Source organism: Flavobacteriales bacterium (genome assembly GCA_025210295.1).
Lineage (GTDB): Bacteria > Bacteroidota > Bacteroidia > Flavobacteriales_D > Parvicellaceae > S010-51.
The window spans coordinates 113,765-131,322 of the sequence record JAOASC010000044.1 but is presented as its reverse complement, the minus strand read 5'-3'; the positions used below and the strand labels follow the sequence as shown (position 1 = coordinate 131,322).

Annotated in this window: 15 protein-coding genes; 7 read left to right on the top strand and 8 right to left on the bottom strand. The window is 34.9% G+C overall.

The window, feature by feature from the left end; genetic code table 11:
* Positions 1 to 22: 22 nt before the first annotated feature.
* Positions 23 to 658, top strand: coding sequence for a ribonuclease III (rnc, locus tag N4A35_13505; GenBank protein ID MCT4582425.1), 636 nt, complete (start codon positions 23 to 25; stop codon positions 656 to 658).
* A 42-nt stretch (positions 659 to 700) separates the two neighbouring features.
* On the opposite strand, the gene N4A35_13500 is transcribed toward rnc, so the two are convergent.
* From N4A35_13500 to N4A35_13490, 3 genes are all read right to left on the bottom strand, one after another.
* Positions 701 to 1,138, bottom strand: a complete 438-nt coding sequence (locus N4A35_13500; protein MCT4582424.1) for a nucleoside deaminase — start codon at positions 1,136 to 1,138, stop codon at positions 701 to 703.
* Positions 1,139 to 1,145: 7 nt separating this feature from the next.
* Positions 1,146 to 2,015 (bottom strand): hypothetical protein, encoded by an 870-nt coding sequence (locus tag N4A35_13495; protein MCT4582423.1) that lies wholly within the window; start codon positions 2,013 to 2,015, stop codon positions 1,146 to 1,148.
* Between the two features lie 128 nt (positions 2,016 to 2,143).
* Positions 2,144 to 3,088, bottom strand: coding sequence for an NAD-dependent epimerase/dehydratase family protein (locus N4A35_13490; protein ID MCT4582422.1), 945 nt, complete (start codon positions 3,086 to 3,088; stop codon positions 2,144 to 2,146).
* Between the two features lie 299 nt (positions 3,089 to 3,387).
* Between N4A35_13490 and N4A35_13485 the strand changes: the two genes are divergently transcribed.
* On the top strand, positions 3,388 to 5,124 hold the full coding sequence (locus tag N4A35_13485) for a DEAD/DEAH box helicase (protein MCT4582421.1): 1,737 nt from the start codon (positions 3,388 to 3,390) through the stop codon (positions 5,122 to 5,124).
* A gap of 175 nt (positions 5,125 to 5,299) precedes the next feature.
* On the opposite strand, the gene N4A35_13480 is transcribed toward N4A35_13485, so the two are convergent.
* The 5 genes from N4A35_13480 to N4A35_13460 all read right to left on the bottom strand — a co-directional run bounded on the left by N4A35_13480 (position 5,300) and on the right by N4A35_13460 (position 11,063).
* The gene (locus N4A35_13480) at positions 5,300 to 5,485 is read right to left on the bottom strand and encodes a hypothetical protein (GenBank protein ID MCT4582420.1); all 186 of its coding nucleotides are present in this window, start codon (positions 5,483 to 5,485) and stop codon (positions 5,300 to 5,302) included.
* A gap of 88 nt (positions 5,486 to 5,573) precedes the next feature.
* The gene (locus N4A35_13475) at positions 5,574 to 7,667 is read right to left on the bottom strand and encodes an insulinase family protein (GenBank protein MCT4582419.1); all 2,094 of its coding nucleotides are present in this window, start codon (positions 7,665 to 7,667) and stop codon (positions 5,574 to 5,576) included.
* Between the two features lie 3 nt (positions 7,668 to 7,670).
* Positions 7,671 to 8,984 (bottom strand): insulinase family protein, encoded by a 1,314-nt coding sequence (locus N4A35_13470; protein ID MCT4582418.1) that lies wholly within the window; start codon positions 8,982 to 8,984, stop codon positions 7,671 to 7,673.
* A gap of 4 nt (positions 8,985 to 8,988) precedes the next feature.
* Complete coding sequence (gene fbp, locus N4A35_13465) at positions 8,989 to 9,981, bottom strand: class 1 fructose-bisphosphatase (GenBank protein ID MCT4582417.1); 993 nt, start codon at positions 9,979 to 9,981, stop codon at positions 8,989 to 8,991.
* Positions 9,982 to 10,040: 59 nt separating this feature from the next.
* A complete protein-coding gene (locus N4A35_13460; GenBank protein ID MCT4582416.1) occupies positions 10,041 to 11,063 on the bottom strand; it encodes a M28 family peptidase in 1,023 nt (340 codons plus the stop codon).
* A gap of 230 nt (positions 11,064 to 11,293) precedes the next feature.
* Between N4A35_13460 and lepA the strand changes: the two genes are divergently transcribed.
* From lepA to N4A35_13435, 5 genes are all read left to right on the top strand, one after another.
* Entirely contained in the window at positions 11,294 to 13,087 is a 1,794-nt protein-coding gene (gene lepA, locus N4A35_13455; protein MCT4582415.1) for a translation elongation factor 4, read from the top strand.
* Between the two features lie 88 nt (positions 13,088 to 13,175).
* Positions 13,176 to 14,924, top strand: coding sequence for an aspartate--tRNA ligase (aspS, locus tag N4A35_13450; protein ID MCT4582414.1), 1,749 nt, complete (start codon positions 13,176 to 13,178; stop codon positions 14,922 to 14,924).
* A gap of 79 nt (positions 14,925 to 15,003) precedes the next feature.
* Positions 15,004 to 15,195 (top strand): cold shock domain-containing protein, encoded by a 192-nt coding sequence (locus tag N4A35_13445; protein ID MCT4582413.1) that lies wholly within the window; start codon positions 15,004 to 15,006, stop codon positions 15,193 to 15,195.
* A gap of 81 nt (positions 15,196 to 15,276) precedes the next feature.
* Entirely contained in the window at positions 15,277 to 16,806 is a 1,530-nt protein-coding gene (locus tag N4A35_13440; protein ID MCT4582412.1) for a PhoX family protein, read from the top strand.
* A 61-nt stretch (positions 16,807 to 16,867) separates the two neighbouring features.
* Positions 16,868 to 17,557, top strand: a complete 690-nt coding sequence (locus tag N4A35_13435; GenBank protein MCT4582411.1) for an alpha/beta hydrolase — start codon at positions 16,868 to 16,870, stop codon at positions 17,555 to 17,557.
* The last annotated feature ends 1 nt before the right edge of the window (position 17,558 follow it).

Genomic DNA, 17,558 nt, shown 5'->3' with positions numbered 1-17,558 from the left:
TTACTTAGCTTCTGAGTTTGAAATTAAAACCAAGAATATAACTCTTTATATTCAAGCATTTCAACATAAATCAGTAGCAAAGACCAATAAAAAAGGGGTAAAGCTTAGTAATGAGCGTCTTGAATTTTTAGGCGACGCTATCATTAGTTCAATTGTTGCTGAATTTGTATATAACGCCTACCCTGATAAAGACGAAGGCTTTCTTACACAAATGCGTTCTAGAATTGTAAGTAGAGAAAGTTTAAATAGACTAGGAAAAAAGGTTAATCTCGAAACTCACATCCAATATAGAGCTAGTAAAAATAGTAATCATTCTTCTTTGCTGGGCAATGTTTTTGAAGCATTAATCGGAGCCATATACCTAGACAAGGGTTATATTGCTACCAAAAAAATTGTTTCCAAATTTATCTTTAGTAAACATATTGACCTTAGCGTTGTTGAGCAAACCAATACAGACTATAAGAGTCAACTACTCATTCAATGTCAGAAACAACAGAAAAAGCTTTCATATAAGGAATTAAATAAGGCCAAAATTGAAGGGGAGTTTTACTTTACAATGGGGTTATTTATCGACAATGAAATCATTACTCAGGCTACTGCCAAATCGAAAAGAAAAGCGGAACAAGAAGCTTCTAAAAAAGTATTGTTATCCCAATAAAGATCCTCTGATAGCTGTTTTAATACCGTAAGTACAACCTCACTAATTTCTCTTTTCTTTAAAGAAGTTCTTAATTAAATCTGAACACTCTTGCTCTAAAACTCCTGCTACGACTTCTGTAGAAGGATGTAAAACATTCTCAGAAAGCCTTTTAAAACCTCTACGTTCATCAGACGCTCCATAGACTATCTTTCCTATCCTGGTCCAAAAACTTGCTCCTGCGCACATTACACATGGCTCTAACGTAACGTACAAGGTACATTTATTTAAATATTTATTAGAAAGGTATTCAGTTGCTGAGGTAAACGCTTGCATTTCAGCATGCGCTGTAAAATCAGTTAATTGCTCTGTTCTATTATGCGCTTTAGCGATTACTTTGTTCTTATAGACAATTAAAGCTCCAACAGGCACTTCATCTAAAACAAAAGCGGCCTTAGCTTCTGCTAAGGCCAACTTCATAAAATATTCATCAGTAAACATACAGCCCTTATAATACTCCGTTTCCTACGTATTTGCCATTTTTATAGACTTCTATTCGCTCTAATAACCCGTATTCATCGTAGATGTAATGTTTCCCGTCAATTAACTTTCCATTTTTGAATTCACCATCCATTAAAATATCTTTATCGTCATTGTAAGTCTTATGGTAACCATCAACAATTTTAGTACCGCCCATATTTTCACTTCCAGCTACTTTTACTCCATCACCACGTTCCTCTTTTTTAGCATTTAAAGGAGGATTAATACGAGCTTTCTCTTCACGCTTAGTCATATTCCCTGACTCATCGAACATCAATACCTCTTTGATATCTCCATTAGGATAATACCTTGTTGCTTTTCCATTTTCAACTCCATTCACTGTAGTAAAGACCAACTCTGGCTGACCATTTTCATAGAAGTACTTTACTTCCCCATCTGTTTTACCAGAAGTATTAAAGCTTTTTTCCTGAGCTAATGTTCCATTTTCATGGTATCTTTTAAAACTACCAGTATACACTCTCCCTTTCCAGATTCCTTCTTCCTCTAAATTACCATTCTCGTAATAAGTTTTAAAACCTCCATTAGCTCTACCATTTTTAAAGTAGATTTCGCTCATCAAGTTTCCATTAGGGAAATATTTCTTCCATAACCCATATTTTCTATTGGTTTTGTATTTCCCCTCTTCTACAATATCATTGGGTTTATATCCAGAAAAATCTCTCATGTGAGCATATATAATCCAATAGCCCTCTTTTTTCCCTTCAATCTTTTGATTAATTGTATCATTATCTTGCCCATAATCCGTCTCGCCTCCATTAGCACTTACTGAATAAGCACTGAAAAACAAAACTAATATTGTAAAAATTTTATTTGCCATCTTCAATTTATTACAAATCACCACTTTAAAATCATAACAGTCTCGGAGCAATCTTCGCTAAGATACAAAAGTCAACCCATATTTTTATATAGTTTTTGACGAACAGCAAAAAATCAATGACGAATATTTTACGCCTTGATTTTTTCTAACATCTCTTTCACCATTTTATCTAGCCCATATTTTGCTTCCCAACCCCAGTCTTTTCTAGCAACTTCATCATCTATAGATGCTGGCCAAGTATCGGCTATAGCCTGTCTAAAATCAGGTTGATAGACTATTTCAAAATTTGGCTTTATATGACGAATAGCTTCAGTTAATTGACGAGGAGAAAACGACAACGATGAAACATTATAACTAGAATGCACACTCAACTTTTCTTTAGCAGCTTCCATTAGATTTAATGTTGCATTAATAGCATCATCCATAAACATCATAGGTAAAGCAGTATCTTCACTTAAAAAACAAGTAAACGCTTCTCCTTTTTTTGCTTTATAAAAAATATCCACTGCATAATCGGTTGTTCCACCACCTGGAAGAGACTTTGTACTAATTAAACCAGGGTAACGAATACTTCTAACATCAACGTCATATTGTTTATGATAATACTCACACCATCTCTCACCTGCTAACTTACTAATTCCATATACCGTTGTTGGCTCCATAACAGTAACTTGAGGTGTTTGATTTTTTGGTGAACTGGGTCCAAATACAGCTATAGAACTTGGCCAAAAAACTTTTTGAATAATTTTTTCTTTTGCTAAATTGAGGACATTAAAAAGTCCATCCATATTTAACTGCCAAGCAAACATCGGTTTTTTCTCTGCTGTAGCTGATAACAAAGCTGCCAATAAATATACCTCTGTTATATGGTGTTTTTCCACAACCTCTTTCAACAGCTCAGCATTCATAACATCTAACACTTCAAAAGGCCCATTTAACAAATCAGAATCATCATTAGGCTGTTTGATATCACTGGCGACAACGTTTTGATTTCCAATTCGCTTCCTTAAGACGCTTACCAATTCAGAACCAATTTGCCCTGAAGCTCCAATTATTAGTGCTTTTCTATCCATTTGCAGTATCTGTAGTTTTAGTGCTGCAAAGATAAAAATAATTCATCTATTCTTGAATGAAGGAAACCTATATTTTACATAAACAGAGGATTCTTAATTATCTATACTTCTAGCTCCCCTTTCATCACTTGTTCAAAGCACCTATAGATAATAGGCACAACCATTATTCATGCGTTTTTCTGATCAAATTAAAACAGCTTATGATAAGTATTTTAGACCTCTAAAAAAATAAAAACTCAATTCATAATGGGTATCTTATGAATTAACACTACTTTTGCAGGCTAGATTTATAAAAGAATATGACATTTAACGAATTAGGTTTAAGGGCTGAAGTACTAAGGGCTCTTGAAGACTTGGGGTTCGAGTCCCCAACTCCTATACAAGAGAAGTCTATTCCTCAACTTCTATCAGATGATAGAGATTTGGTAGGATTAGCTCAGACGGGAACGGGAAAAACAGCTGCTTTTGGATTACCTTTAATCGAAAGTGTTGATTTTAATAAGAAATATGTACAAGCTGTTGTTATTGCTCCTACAAGGGAGTTAGGTATACAGATAGCAGAAGATTTCAAAATTTTCACGAAATACATCAAAGGAGCTAGTATTGCTACAATATATGGTGGAGCTAGTATCGATGTTCAAGCACGTGAAATTAAGAGAGGTGCTCAAATCGTTGTAGCAACTCCAGGTCGACTGAATGATATGATTAGAAGAAACATGGTTAAATTAAACCAAGTTTCTGTAGCCGTATTAGATGAGGCTGATGAGATGCTAAACATGGGATTCAAAGAGGATATTGACACCATATTGGATCAAACTCCTGAAGATAAAAATGTTTGGTTGTTCTCCGCAACAATGCCTAAAGAAGTTGCAAGAATAGCTTCTACCTACATGGATAACCCTATTGAGGTTACTGTTGGAACTAAAAACGCAGCAAACACGAATATACATCACGTTTATTACACGATCAATGATCGCAACCGATATTTTGCATTGAAAAGAATGCTGGATTATTATCCTGAAATATATGGGTTGGTTTTCTGTAGAACAAAAAGGTTAACCCAAGAAATTGCAGACAAATTAATGAAAGATGGATATAGCGCAGCTCCTCTTCATGGTGATTTATCTCAATCGCAAAGGGATCATGCTATGAGAAAGTTCCGTGATAAAACAGTCCAAATATTGGTTGCTACTGATGTTGCTGCTCGTGGTATTGATGTCAATGAAATTTCACATGTTATCCATTACAACTTACCTGAAGAAGTTGAGAACTATAACCATAGAAGTGGTAGAACGGGAAGAGCAGGTAGAAAGGGGCAATCTATTTCTTTTGCGACAGGCAAAGAATTAGGCCGTATAAAGTCAATCGAACGTGTTACTAAACTTCAAATAGAACATGCTTCTATCCCTAGTGGTAAAGAAGTTTGTGAGAAACAACTTTTTGCTTTAATAAACAATGTTAAGAACGTTGAAGTTAAAGAGGAAGACATTGAAAACTTTTTACCGTCAATATTTGAGCAATTAGCCGACTTCAGCAAAGAGGAAGTCATTAAGAAGTTTGTGAGTGCTGAATTCAATCACTTTCTAGAATATTATGACGGAGCTAGAGACTTAAACAGTTCGGTTTCTGACAGAGAGAAAGAAAGGGGGAACAGAGAGGCAAAACGTAGAGAGAAAACTGATGATACTAAACAACGTTTTCACATTGCAGTTGGAACAAACTCAGGACTAAATAAAGGAGCTGTATTGAGAATAGTTTGTCAATTTGCTAAAATTAGCTCTAACGAAGTTGGAAGAATTGACCTCTTTAAAGAATTCTCATTTTTTGATGTCGATAAAAAATATGCTGATCAAGTTTTAGACGGCATGAAAGATGCAGAATTTAATGATGAGCCTTTTAGAATTCAATTTGCCAAAAGTAATGGAGGCGGTAAAAGCCGTTCATCTAGAGGTAATGGACGAAGAAGGTCTGACTCCAGAGAAAGAAATAGCGGAGGAGGAAGAGACCGAGATAGACGAAGAAGAAGAAGATCTTAATCCCAAACAAAAAGGCAACTCCATGGAGTTGCCTTTTTGTTTTATAATAATCAACGAACACTTCTGTAGGTGATTAAGACCTTAGTATTCCTCCAAAAAAAATTCCATTTCCTACAAAATTGTAAAAAATGGGATTTTAAATTTTATTTTTCAGGCCATCAAGCCCGTATTGCTCTTATTTAATTTGATCTGGATTTGAAGCTGCTTCAGCATTATACTTAGCCTGATACTTCAACCAAATAGCAGTACCTACAAAACCTAATATCACCCAAGTATAATTTAATATATTTCCTACTGGCTCTAATAAATTTTCAAAAGACCATACTAAAATATCTCTAAGAGGAAAAATTAACCAATCCATATTCAATTTTTATTTCTTTGTTTATATCGGCTACAAATCTAATCATTTTCTAGTTAATAATGTACGTTCATTATTAAAAACATTAGATTTATTTAAAGTCAGCGATTGAAAGTCCTGCATTCAACTGGATTTTTGTAATTGATAAATCAATTAACTGCGCTCCTATTTGCTCTGTTATTTTGTGGGCAAACAATATGCCGTCTACTTTTTTATAATCACCATGCTCAGTTGTAGAAGTAACGGCCTTTCCTCCTTGAACCGATGTGGAAGTGCTATAAATCAGTAAACCTGTAGTTTCATCAAAATACTGATAGCTAACTTCTCCACTCGGACTTGTTATTTCTAGTTTATAAGCATCTTTTCCTAACACGCGCTCTATACCTAACAAATTCAGTTGATAACCTAGCTCTTTATACTTCAATTCCTTGTGTAATACTGCGCCTTCTGCAAAACTAGCCAACTCTTCCCCCTCTAACTCTTTGACTCCTTGCATTGAAGTTGAAACGCCTTTTTCTCCATCAAACACCTGTTTTTGCATTAACATGTTATTCATCTTCATCTCCATCGACATCGCATTAGGAGCTAATTGTTTCGAAATCATTTGAATTTTCATCCCTTGAATTGTAGCTTCCATCTCTTTGGTAATGTCTTTTATGTTCTTAAAGCGAGCATGTACAGCCTCCATATTTGTTAAGTCTGTTCTAACAAAGAAATATTGTTCCAAGACTTTTTCTGCTGTCATTCCATTGGTGATGGGCTTCAACTCTTTTTTAGGATCTCCATTCATATCTAAAACCTCAACAATTCCATCAGCATCAAACCTTTTAATCTTTTCTAAGACCTCTTTGTTTCCTACTACTAAAATGATACTAGCTTCAGGTTTAATATATTTTTTAGCTACTGCTTGCACATCCTCTATCGTTACTTGATCTAAACGAGATAAATAATTTTGATAATAATCTTCAGGAAGACCATACCTAGCTGTATTCAATGCAAAACGTGCTACTGTTTGAGGTTTTTCCAACGAAAGAGCAAAACTACCGTTTGTATTGTTTCGAATTCTATTTAAATCACCCAAAGCTACTTTTTCATCTCTGATGTGTTTCATTTCTGCTAAAAACTCTACAATCGCACTATCTGTCACTTCATTTCTTACGCTTGCAGAAGCCGAAAACTTCCCTACCAATTCATCAGGCTTAATTCCTCCCCTTGCTCCATAAGTATATGCTTTATCTTCTCTTAAATTGGCATTCAAATAACTAGAAAATGCCCCTCCAAATATTCCTGTCATTAATTTAACAGCAGAAGCATCAGGAGTTCCTATTTCATACTTCAAAGGATAAACCACTTGAATTAACGATTGTACAGCGCCAGGTTTTTCAACAAACACAACTCTATTCTCTTCCACCTTGTTGGGAAATTCATAATAATGCTCTGGAACTTCTTGTCTCTTCCAACTCCCAAAATATTTCTGAACTTTCGCTTTTGCTTCTGCTAGTGTAATATCTCCAACAACGACAAGATAAGATACATTTGGTCTAAAATAAGTTGAATAATACTCCTTACAATCTTGAATAGTTATACGCTCAACATGTTCTTTTAATTGAACTTCTCCATACGGATGATTTTTTCCATAACAAACTACACGACTTACTCTATCAGCTATTGCGTTAGCATTGGTTGATATTGTCTTTAAACCTGATATCATTTGTTTTTTCTTTTTCTCTAATTGTTCAGATGGAAAAGATGGATTCATCATAATATCGCTCGCGATCTCTAGCGCTTTATCTGTATGCTTTCTCAACGACGACAAATAAACACCATTAGCAGAGGTGTATAAACTAGCTCCTATAAAATCTATTTCACGATCAATTTGGTCTTTGGATTTAGAAGCTGTTCCTTCTGCCATCAATTCTCCAGTTAAATCACTCAACCCTACCTTGTCATTTTCGAAAACAGGATCTGTATCTACAGTCAATTGAAAACTAACTTTTGGTAATTTATGGTTTTCTACAACAAAAACTTTTAATCCATTTTCTAATGTAAATGAAGCAGGAGTAGGGATATTAATTTCTGGCGCAGGCTTTGGCACTGGTGCAAGACTTCTATCTACCGTTACTTTTTTTGAACATCCTACAATTGCTGCAATAATAATTGGGATGATATATACTTGATAACTCATGTTTTATTTCTCTTTAGGTAAATAATAAAGTACAACTCTATTTTCTTTAACAAAATATTTTTGAGCCACTCTTTGAATGTCTTCTTTTGTTACTTTTAAATAACGTTCTAATTCTGTATTAATTAAATTAGCATCTCCATAATACATATGGTAGTTTGCCAAGTTTTCTGCTATACCAATCATCGAATTGAAATTATAGACATAATCACTCTCTATCGAATTTCTCAACTTTTGATATTCATAATCAGAAATTAACTCTTGCTTTACTTTTTGAATTTCAGCTTCAATTTCTGACTCTAAATCTTCTAGTTTAGTTTCTCCATTTACAATCGCATAAACAATACTCAACCCTGGATCTTCTGTGGCATAAGGAAAATTCGCTACAAACATTGCTTTTTCAGACTCTTGCACACATTTTTTATTTAACCTAGAGCTTTCTCCATCTGAAAGTAAACTTCCCAACATTTCTAAAGCATAAGAATCAGGAGTACCTTGAGCAGGCATTCTATACCCTTGAATTAAACCTGGCAATTGAATATTATCGTAAATTGTATCCCTAATTTCTTTGGCTAATGGTGGTTCTACAATGGTAACCTTAGGAACTTCACTTACTCCTTTAGGAATTGCTCCAAAGTAGGCTTCAATATCTTTTTTTAATGTTTCCATTTCAAAATCTCCCGCTATAGATAAAACCGCATTATTAGGCACATAATATTTTTTGTAAAAAGCTAAAAACTCCTCTTTTTTAGCCGCATTTAAATGCTCCATAGAACCGATAGGCATCCATTGGTAAGGATGTTGAGTAAAGGCTCGCTTGGATAGTTCTTCAAAAACAGAACCATAAGGTCTATTGTCTACTCTCAACCTTTTCTCTTCTTTAACAACCTCTCTTTGAGTATCGATCCCTTCTTGGTTAATTACGGCATGTAACATTCGCTCTGATTCTAACCATAACCCTAATTCTAATTGATTAGATGGTAATACCTCATAATAAAATGTTCGATCTTTAGAGGTGTTGGCATTATTTTGGCCTCCTGCGTTTTCTATATACTTAAAAAATTCTCCTCGTTTAATGTTGGCAGTCCCCTCAAATAATAGGTGTTCAAAGAAATGGGCAAAACCAGTTCTTTCAGGATCTTCATTTTTTGATCCTACATGATACATTACAGAAACCCCTACAATTGGAGTAGAATGATCTTCATGCAAAATAACATGTAAACCGTTATCCAAATCGTATTCCTCAAATTGAATATTAGGGCTTTGCGCCATTAAATAACAACTATACAACAATGTCGTTAACGTAATAAACTTTTTCATACCATTACTCGTTAGCTATAAATTCTTCAACCTTTTCAACCATTGTTGTATTCCCAACAAAATAAGGTACTCTTTGGTGTAATTTAGTAGGCTGTATTTCCATAATTCTTTCTGTACCATTAGAGGCTTTCCCACCTGCTTGCTCCGTTAAAAATGCTAAAGGGTTACATTCATACAACAACCTTAACTTTCCATCAGGCGCACTATCTGTTGATGGATACATGTAAATTCCACCTTTAATTAAATTCCTGTGAAAATCAGCCACTAAAGACCCTATATAACGCCCTGTATGTGGTCTGTTGGTTGCTGTATCAATTTCTTGACAATATTTTACGTAATTCTGAACTCCTTTTGAACTTCTCATTAAATTCCCCTCATTCATTGAATATATTTTACTCTTCTCAGGAAATTTCATATCAGGATGAGATAAAAAGAAAACTCCAATACCTGGATCATAAGTAAACCCATTTACTCCATTACCTGTAGTATACACCATCATCGTTGAAGAACCATACAGCACATATCCTGCTGCGACCTGTTCTACACCAGGCTGTAAAAAATCTTCTAACGCCACTGGGTCCCCAACTTTCGTTACTCTTTTAAATACACTAAATATTGTCCCTATAGATACATTCACATCGATATTCGAAGAACCATCCAAAGGATCCATTAAAATAATGTATTTCCCATCTTTGTTCAATTCAATAAAATCATCATTTTCTTCCGAACCAATTCCACACACATTCCCTCTATTGTTTAACGCTTCTATAAAACGTTCATCAGCATAAACATCTAATTTTTGCTGTGCTTCTCCTTGTACATTTTCTCTTCCTACCCCTCCTAGAATATGTCTTGCTAATCCAGCTTTATTAACTTGTTGACTTACAATTTTGGAAGCCAATCGTATAGCACTTAATATACGTGATAAATCACCACTTGAACCAGGGAAGTCTTTCTGGCGATCAATAATAAATTCGCCTAATGTTTTAAAATTCATCTTTTATTTTTTATTACGTTGCATCTTTACAGGTTTATGAGACTGCAAAATATTTCGATTTATAATTCTTGATAGATGATATGTAGCATCATTTGCCCTACCACTCCTAACGTCTCTTTATCCACAACATCCATATTGTCGGCATGTGTATGGTGGAACTTTCCAAAATCTCCATAATTTCCATTAGGAATATAATGGATAATATCTACTACTGGTATTGATGTCATTTCATTGATATAAGTATGATCATCTGTTATTGCGCCAGCCAACTGATTCACAAAATATTTACCATATCCCAAATTCTGAGCTTCTTTCCATATTTTATTTACCAAACCTCCAGCGTAATGTCTAGAAACGGCATCTTTAGGGAAAATGGCATCTGTTGCCCCCACCATATCCAACAATATCCCGTATTTAGGGTTATAATTTGGGATCGGAGGATTTTTACACCAATATTGAGAGCCCAAGCACCAAGTATCACTCATACTGCTTAAATCTTGTAAGGTTTCTGAAACTTGAACAGCACCATAGTCTTCAGCATCAAAGAAAATAATATCAACTCCAAGTCTAGGGTTTTGCAAACTAATTTGTCTAGCTACTTCTAATAATACTCCTACTCCACTCGCTCCATCATTAGCCCCATCAATCGGTTTATTTTTATTGACAGAATCTCTATCTGCAAAAGGTCTTGTATCCCAATGTGCACAAAGCATAATACGTTCCTTAGCTTCTTTTTTATATTGCCCAATAATATTCTGGATATTTAAAACAGTTCCATTAAAAGCCAACACTCGCCCTCTTTGAATTAACGTATCAAAACCATATTGAACCAACTCGTTGGCCATCCACTCTCCACAAGCATCATGTTCTTTGGTATTGGGAACTCTAGGACCAAAATCTACTTGCCTTTGAACATAAGCTAAAGCAGAATCTTTATTAAATGTAGGGGTTATTACCTTCGGTTGTTCTGGCTCTTTGTTTTTTTCTATTGGTGGTTTAGTTATCGGTTCTTGCTCATCGTTTTCACATGCACTAATTAAAACTAAACTCAAAAAAAGAATTAAATAATTCGAAATCTTCATTTTATATCGGTTATCGACGTTGTTTAAGTTGATTGCTCAAAAATAAGAAAGGTTGTTTAATTCTACTAACTATAATTCATTTTTCTAGTAAAGCTTAACAAAGTCTGATAAAAACAACGTTATTTCTCCTTCTTCCTTATTTGAGTTTTACAAAAAAAACATTCAAAAAAGTAGAACTCATCCCAGAATCTAAATGCTAGCTAAAGAATTTGTTTATTTTTGTGCTACGTATGAAGAAAATTAGAAACTTTTGCATTATTGCACATATTGACCATGGAAAAAGCACCTTAGCTGACCGTCTTTTGCAAACTACCAATACGATTGCAGAACGTGACATGAAAGATCAAGCGCTTGATGACATGGACATCGAACGAGAGAGAGGGATTACCATTAAAAGTCACGCTATTCAGATGAATTATAAACATACTGATGGCGAAGAGTATATTTTAAACTTAATTGACACTCCTGGACACGTTGATTTCTCTTATGAAGTTTCTCGATCTATTGCTGCATGTGAAGGTGCATTACTAATTGTTGATGCCTCTCAAGGAATTGAAGCACAAACGATTTCGAACTTATACCTTGCCATAGACAATGACCTAGAAATCATCCCTATCCTCAACAAAATGGACCTACCTGGAGCCAATCCAGAAGTTGTAGCTGACCAAATTATGGACTTAATCGGCTGTGAGGAAGCAGACATTATACCTGCTAGTGGAAAAACAGGTTTAGGTGTAGAAAAGATCTTAGAAGCTGTTGTTGAAAGAATACCAGCTCCGGAAGGAGATCCTGAAGCCCCATTACAAGCCATGATTTTTGATTCGGTTTACAATACTTTTAGAGGGATCATAGCTTATTATAGAGTCATGAATGGTTCCATTAAAAAAGGAGATGAAGTTCAGTTTGTAAACACAGGAAAATCTTATTTTGCTGACGAAATTGGGGTGTTAAAAATGGACATGTTCCCAACGAAAGAAGTCAACACTGGAGATGTAGGATATATTGTATCTGGTATAAAAAAAGCCGAAGAGGTTAAAGTTGGAGATACCATCACAACTAAAGAAAATCCATGTGAAGATGCTATTCAAGGTTTTGAAGATGTAAAACCAATGGTTTTTGCTGGTATTTACCCTGTAGACACTGAAGATTATGAAGAGCTAAGAGCTTCTATGGAAAAACTGCAACTTAATGATGCTTCTTTGGTGTTTGAACCTGAAAGTTCTGCAGCCTTAGGTTTTGGTTTTAGATGTGGATTCCTAGGAATGTTACACATGGAGATTATTCAAGAGCGTTTAGAGCGTGAGTTTAACATGACGGTGATTACAACCGTACCCAATGTGTCTTACAAAGCTTATTTAAAAAAGAACCAAGAATTAGTTATTGTCAATAACCCTTCTGACCTTCCCGACCAATCTAAATTAGATTATATAGAAGAGCCATATATCAAAGCTCAAGTCATTACAAAAGGCGATTATGTTGGGCAAATCATGACGTTATGTATTGAAAAGAGAGGAGAGTTAACTAATCAAGTATATCTAACACAAGATCGTGTTGAAATTACTTTTGATATGCCATTAGCTGAAGTTGTTTTTGACTTCTACGACAAATTAAAAACAGTATCTAAAGGATATGCTAGTTTTGATTATTCGCCTATTGGCTACAGAAAATCGGACCTAATTAAACTGGATATACTTCTTAACTCAGAGCAAGTAGATGCCTTATCTGCATTAGTTCACCGAAGCAATGCTTATACTTTAGGTAAAAAGATTTGTTTAAAATTAAAAGATTTAATTCCTCGTCAACAATTTGAGATTCCAATTCAAGCTGCGATTGGCGCGAAATTTATTGCCAGGGAGAACATCAAAGCGTTACGTAAAGATGTAACTGCTAAATGTTATGGTGGTGATATTTCTCGTAAACGAAAACTATTAGAGAAGCAGAAAAAAGGAAAGAAAAGGATGCGTCAAGTTGGTAGTGTAACAGTTCCTCAAGAGGCTTTCTTGGCTGTATTAAAACTAGATTAACTGTTATTTCAAAAAAAAGAACCTCATATAAATTAAATAAATAGACAACATTGTACTATATATTGTACAGAATACATCAACTAAAAAAATGTATAGATCACATAAAAACGGAGAATTAAGAATTGAGAACACAGGAGCAGAAGTCACTCTTTGTGGATGGGTACAAAACTCAAATGATCTTGGAGGAATTACATTTGTAAACCTAAGAGATCGATATGGTATTACCCAGCTGGTTTTTAATATGGATATCAATGCTGACTTATGTACCAAAGCAAGAACCTTAGGTAGAGAATACGTGATTCAAGCAAAAGGGATTGTAGCAGAACGAGAAAGCAAAAACAAAAATATCCCAACTGGAGACATAGAAATTAACGTTACCGAATTAACCATTCTCAAAGAGGCTAAACTTCCTCCTTTTACCATTGAAGATGAAACTGATGGAGGGGATGAATTAAGAATGAAATATCGTTTTTTGGACTTAAGAAGAAACCCTCTAAAAAACAATCTAATCCTAAGAAATAAAATTGGTTTAGAAACAAGAAAATACTTAGACTCATTAGCGTTTATGGAGGTTGAAACTCCTTACCTAATCAAATCTACACCTGAGGGAGCAAGAGACTTTGTTGTTCCAAGTAGAATGAACGATGGAGAATTCTATGCACTACCACAATCACCCCAAACATTTAAACAATTATTAATGGTGAGTGGCTATGACCGTTACTACCAAATTGTAAAATGCTTTAGAGATGAAGATTTAAGGGCTGATAGACAGCCAGAGTTTACTCAAATAGACTGTGAAATGGCTTTTGTAGAACAAGAGGACATCTTGCAGACCTTTGAGGGTTTAATGAAACACTTATTCCAATCGGTAAAAGGAATTGAGTTTGAAGATGACTTCCCAAGAATGACTTATGCTGAAGCCATGAAGTTATATGGGTCTGACAAACCAGATATTCGATTTGGAATGACCTTTAATGAATTGAATGACATCGTTAAAGGTAAAGACTTTACAATTTTCGATTCAGCTGAATTAATTCTAGGAATTACTGCAGAAGGTTGTGCTGGATACTCAAGAAAGCAACTCGATAAACTAACCAAATGGGTTCAAAGACCTCAAGTTGGAGCAAAAGGTATGGTCTATGTAAAATGTAACGAAGATGGTACATTTAAGTCTTCTGTTGATAAATTTTACAACCAAGAAGAATTGGCTAAGTGGGCTAAACAATGTAACGCTAAAGCTGGAGACTTAATTTTAGTCTTAAGCGGCGAGACTGATAAAGTACGTAGCCAAATGAACGATTTACGTTTACACATGGGAACTGAATTAGACCTAAGAGATCCTAATGTATTCAAACCGCTATGGGTATTAGATTTCCCTTTATTAGAATGGGATGAAGAAACGCAACGTTATCATGCTATGCACCATCCATTCACCTCTCCAAAACCAGAGGATATGAAATTGATTGAGTCCGACCCTAAAGCAGTTAGAGCTAATGCTTATGATTTAGCAATTAATGGCGTTGAAGTTGGAGGAGGTTCTATACGTATCCACGATAGAGCAATTCAAGCTAGAATGTTTGACCTTTTAGGCTTTACCAAAGAAGAAGCACAAGCTCAATTTGGTTTCTTAATGGATGCTTTTGAATATGGAGCTCCACCCCATGGAGGATTGGCTTTTGGATTTGATCGTATTTGTTCAATTTTTGGAGGAACCGACTCTATTAGAGACTTTATCGCATTCCCTAAAAACAATAGCGGTAGAGATGTTATGATTGATGCACCATCTCCTATCGACACAGCACAATTAAATGAATTAAATTTAAGCTTAAAAAACTAATTTAATTATTTATTACAAATCGAGCGAATTATTGAATTAAATCAACTATGTTTGCAGTAATAATTTATTAAACAATAACATGAATAAAGGAACAGTAAAGTTTTTCAATGAGACTAAAGGATTTGGTTTCATCGTAGAAGAAGGATCTAACAAAGAACATTTTGTTCACGTTTCTGGATTAATCGATGAGATTAGAGAAGGAGATCAAGTTGAATTTGACTTAAAAGAAGGTAAAAAAGGATTAAACGCAGTTGATGTAAAAGTAGTTTAATCTACTCTTAATATTTTTTTAAAGCCTATCTAGTTTAGATAGGCTTTTTTTGTGCTACATTTGAAGCTTAAAACGATAACAATGAAATACTTTTTTTTAGTTCTCTCAGGACTTTTCCTGTTTTCATGCAACAGCGACTCTACCTCTAAACATTCATCTCAACATGAAAAGCAAACTGTTTCTGCTGATACAATTACACCAATTAAAAACACCCCCTCTACCACAATTCCTTTAGACAGCATTTTTACCTGTTTAGATACCAATTTTAAAAACAAAACCTTACTCATTCCTGAAGGGTTTTCTGCTCAAATCTTATTTAAAGAAAAAGAAAGTATTGTCGTTGTAAACGATAGTACTTCTGCTCCTGCCAAAGGAAATCACGACATGTTAGCATTCCTACCAGATTCCAACAACAGTGGTTGGTTGTTTGTCAGTCACGAGTTAAAAGGAAGTCACCCAATTTTAGGTGACGGTGGCGGAGCGACTATGTTTACTGTCAATAAAAATAACGCTACATGGGACGTTACTTCACCTTATCATCATGTTGATTTTTCTTCTGTAAGAGGTACCGATAGAAACTGTGGAGGTAGTGTCGCTCCAAATGGGATGATATATACTTGCGAAGAGCATCAAGGAAAAAGCAATAGCTATTTCTATAGAAAAGGGAAAGGACATACGGACACCAGTGATGTAGGCAACTTAAAATTTCATGAAAACATTGGATACATTGTTGAAGTCGACCCAAAAACTCGAAAAGCAACTCAAAAGATCTATGCTATGGGCTGCTACTTCCACGAGGACTTAGAATTTATGGAGGATCGAAAAACGGTATATTTAACAGACGACAAAGAACCAGGAGTATGGTTTAAGTTTGTTGCCGATCAAGAAGACGACTATTCCCAAGGACAATTATATGCCTATCAACAAACTATGGATGGAGAGTCTGGGAAATGGCTTACTTTACCTCGCGACACCGCTTCTTTAATAAACATTAGAGATACTGCAATTGCAATGGGTGCAAGTATTTTTATGCGCCACGAATGGGTTGTTAGGAAAGGAAATAAAATTTACATTGCTGAAACGGGGCATGATCATACTGATTGGACGCGTCCAATTAAAAATGGAGCAATACCAGCTAAACACTATAGAGACTATCTCAATCCAGAAGGAAACATCTACGAAGATGTATTTGGAAGAATTCTAATATTTGATACCGAAACCAATAAAATGAGTGTTTACCTCGAAGGAGGGATTGGTGCCGATGGAGCAACTGTATTCTCCAACCCTGATTGCATCACAATGACTCAACAAGGAGGAAAAGATTATTTAGTGATATGCGAAGACATTAACGACAACAGTAAAGGAAGAGTCCCTTTGCATGCAGAACGAAAAAACCATTGGTATACTGAACTATACTTCCTTGATTTAAGTATTGAACAACCAACAGTCAATGACTTGCATCGTTTTGCCATCTCTCCTATGGGAGCTGAATTTACAGGAGCAATATTTACACCAGACAACAAAACCTTATTTTTAAATGTTCAACACCCAAACTGGAGTAACGGAGCACCTTATAATCGTTCTTCTACTGTAGCTATTACTGGGTGGTAACCCAACTATTGGTCATCTCACTGATTTTCATTATTTTTGTTGTTGCGCAAGGATTTTGAGAATGAGTAAATACAATAAAATATATTTAGTACCTGGACTGGCTACCGACAAAACAATCTACAAAGATTTAGTTAATGAACTAGACGCTCCATGTGAAGTGATAGAGTTTAAATCACTTGATGACGATGAATCTTTACATGATTATGCCATTAAGATGAGTCAAGAAATAGATGAATCTGAGCCGTTTGTTATTGTAGGAACATCGTTTGGTGGAATATTAGCTATGGAAATAGCTAAAATCAAACACCCAGAAAAAATTATTATCATTTCTTCTGCAAAAAACAGAGAGGAATTAAGCCCAATAATGAAATTAAAAGGTGCTAGCTTCTTTATTTCGATGGTTCCAGATAAGATAATGAAACACATTTTCAATAAAGGGTTCCATATTTCTACTTATGTAAAAAAATCATACAAAGCTATTTACAATGAGGATACAAAAGCAATGGTTGCAAAAAGTACTGGAGGCTTTGACAAATGGGTAATGAAGCAAGTGAGTGATTGGGATAGCGATTATGAGCATCAAAACCTATTACATATCCATGGAGATAAGGACATTGTTTTTCCTATTAAACACATTGGAAATTGTTATGTAATCAAAGGAGGTGGACACCCTATGATTATCAACAAATACAAAGAGATAGGTAAAGTGATTACCGATTTTTTACATCTTCCTTCAAATAACAACAATTAAA

What these genes read in the sequence shown, in the direction of transcription:
- N4A35_13500 (MCT4582424.1), bottom strand. Translation starts at nt 1,138, where the DNA reads ATGTTTACTGATGAATATTTTATGAAGTTGGCCTTAGCAGAAGCTAAG.
- N4A35_13495 (MCT4582423.1), bottom strand. Translation starts at nt 2,015, where the DNA reads ATGGCAAATAAAATTTTTACAATATTAGTTTTGTTTTTCAGTGCTTAT.
- N4A35_13490 (MCT4582422.1), bottom strand. Translation starts at nt 3,088, where the DNA reads ATGGATAGAAAAGCACTAATAATTGGAGCTTCAGGGCAAATTGGTTCT.
- N4A35_13485 (MCT4582421.1), top strand. Translation starts at nt 3,388, where the DNA reads ATGACATTTAACGAATTAGGTTTAAGGGCTGAAGTACTAAGGGCTCTT.
- N4A35_13480 (MCT4582420.1), bottom strand. Translation starts at nt 5,485, where the DNA reads ATGGATTGGTTAATTTTTCCTCTTAGAGATATTTTAGTATGGTCTTTT.
- N4A35_13475 (MCT4582419.1), bottom strand. Translation starts at nt 7,667, where the DNA reads ATGAGTTATCAAGTATATATCATCCCAATTATTATTGCAGCAATTGTA.
- N4A35_13470 (MCT4582418.1), bottom strand. Translation starts at nt 8,984, where the DNA reads ATGAAAAAGTTTATTACGTTAACGACATTGTTGTATAGTTGTTATTTA.
- fbp (MCT4582417.1), bottom strand. Translation starts at nt 9,981, where the DNA reads ATGAATTTTAAAACATTAGGCGAATTTATTATTGATCGCCAGAAAGAC.
- N4A35_13460 (MCT4582416.1), bottom strand. Translation starts at nt 11,063, where the DNA reads ATGAAGATTTCGAATTATTTAATTCTTTTTTTGAGTTTAGTTTTAATT.
- lepA (MCT4582415.1), top strand. Translation starts at nt 11,294, where the DNA reads ATGAAGAAAATTAGAAACTTTTGCATTATTGCACATATTGACCATGGA.
- aspS (MCT4582414.1), top strand. Translation starts at nt 13,176, where the DNA reads ATGTATAGATCACATAAAAACGGAGAATTAAGAATTGAGAACACAGGA.
- N4A35_13445 (MCT4582413.1), top strand. Translation starts at nt 15,004, where the DNA reads ATGAATAAAGGAACAGTAAAGTTTTTCAATGAGACTAAAGGATTTGGT.
- N4A35_13440 (MCT4582412.1), top strand. Translation starts at nt 15,277, where the DNA reads ATGAAATACTTTTTTTTAGTTCTCTCAGGACTTTTCCTGTTTTCATGC.
- N4A35_13435 (MCT4582411.1), top strand. Translation starts at nt 16,868, where the DNA reads ATGAGTAAATACAATAAAATATATTTAGTACCTGGACTGGCTACCGAC.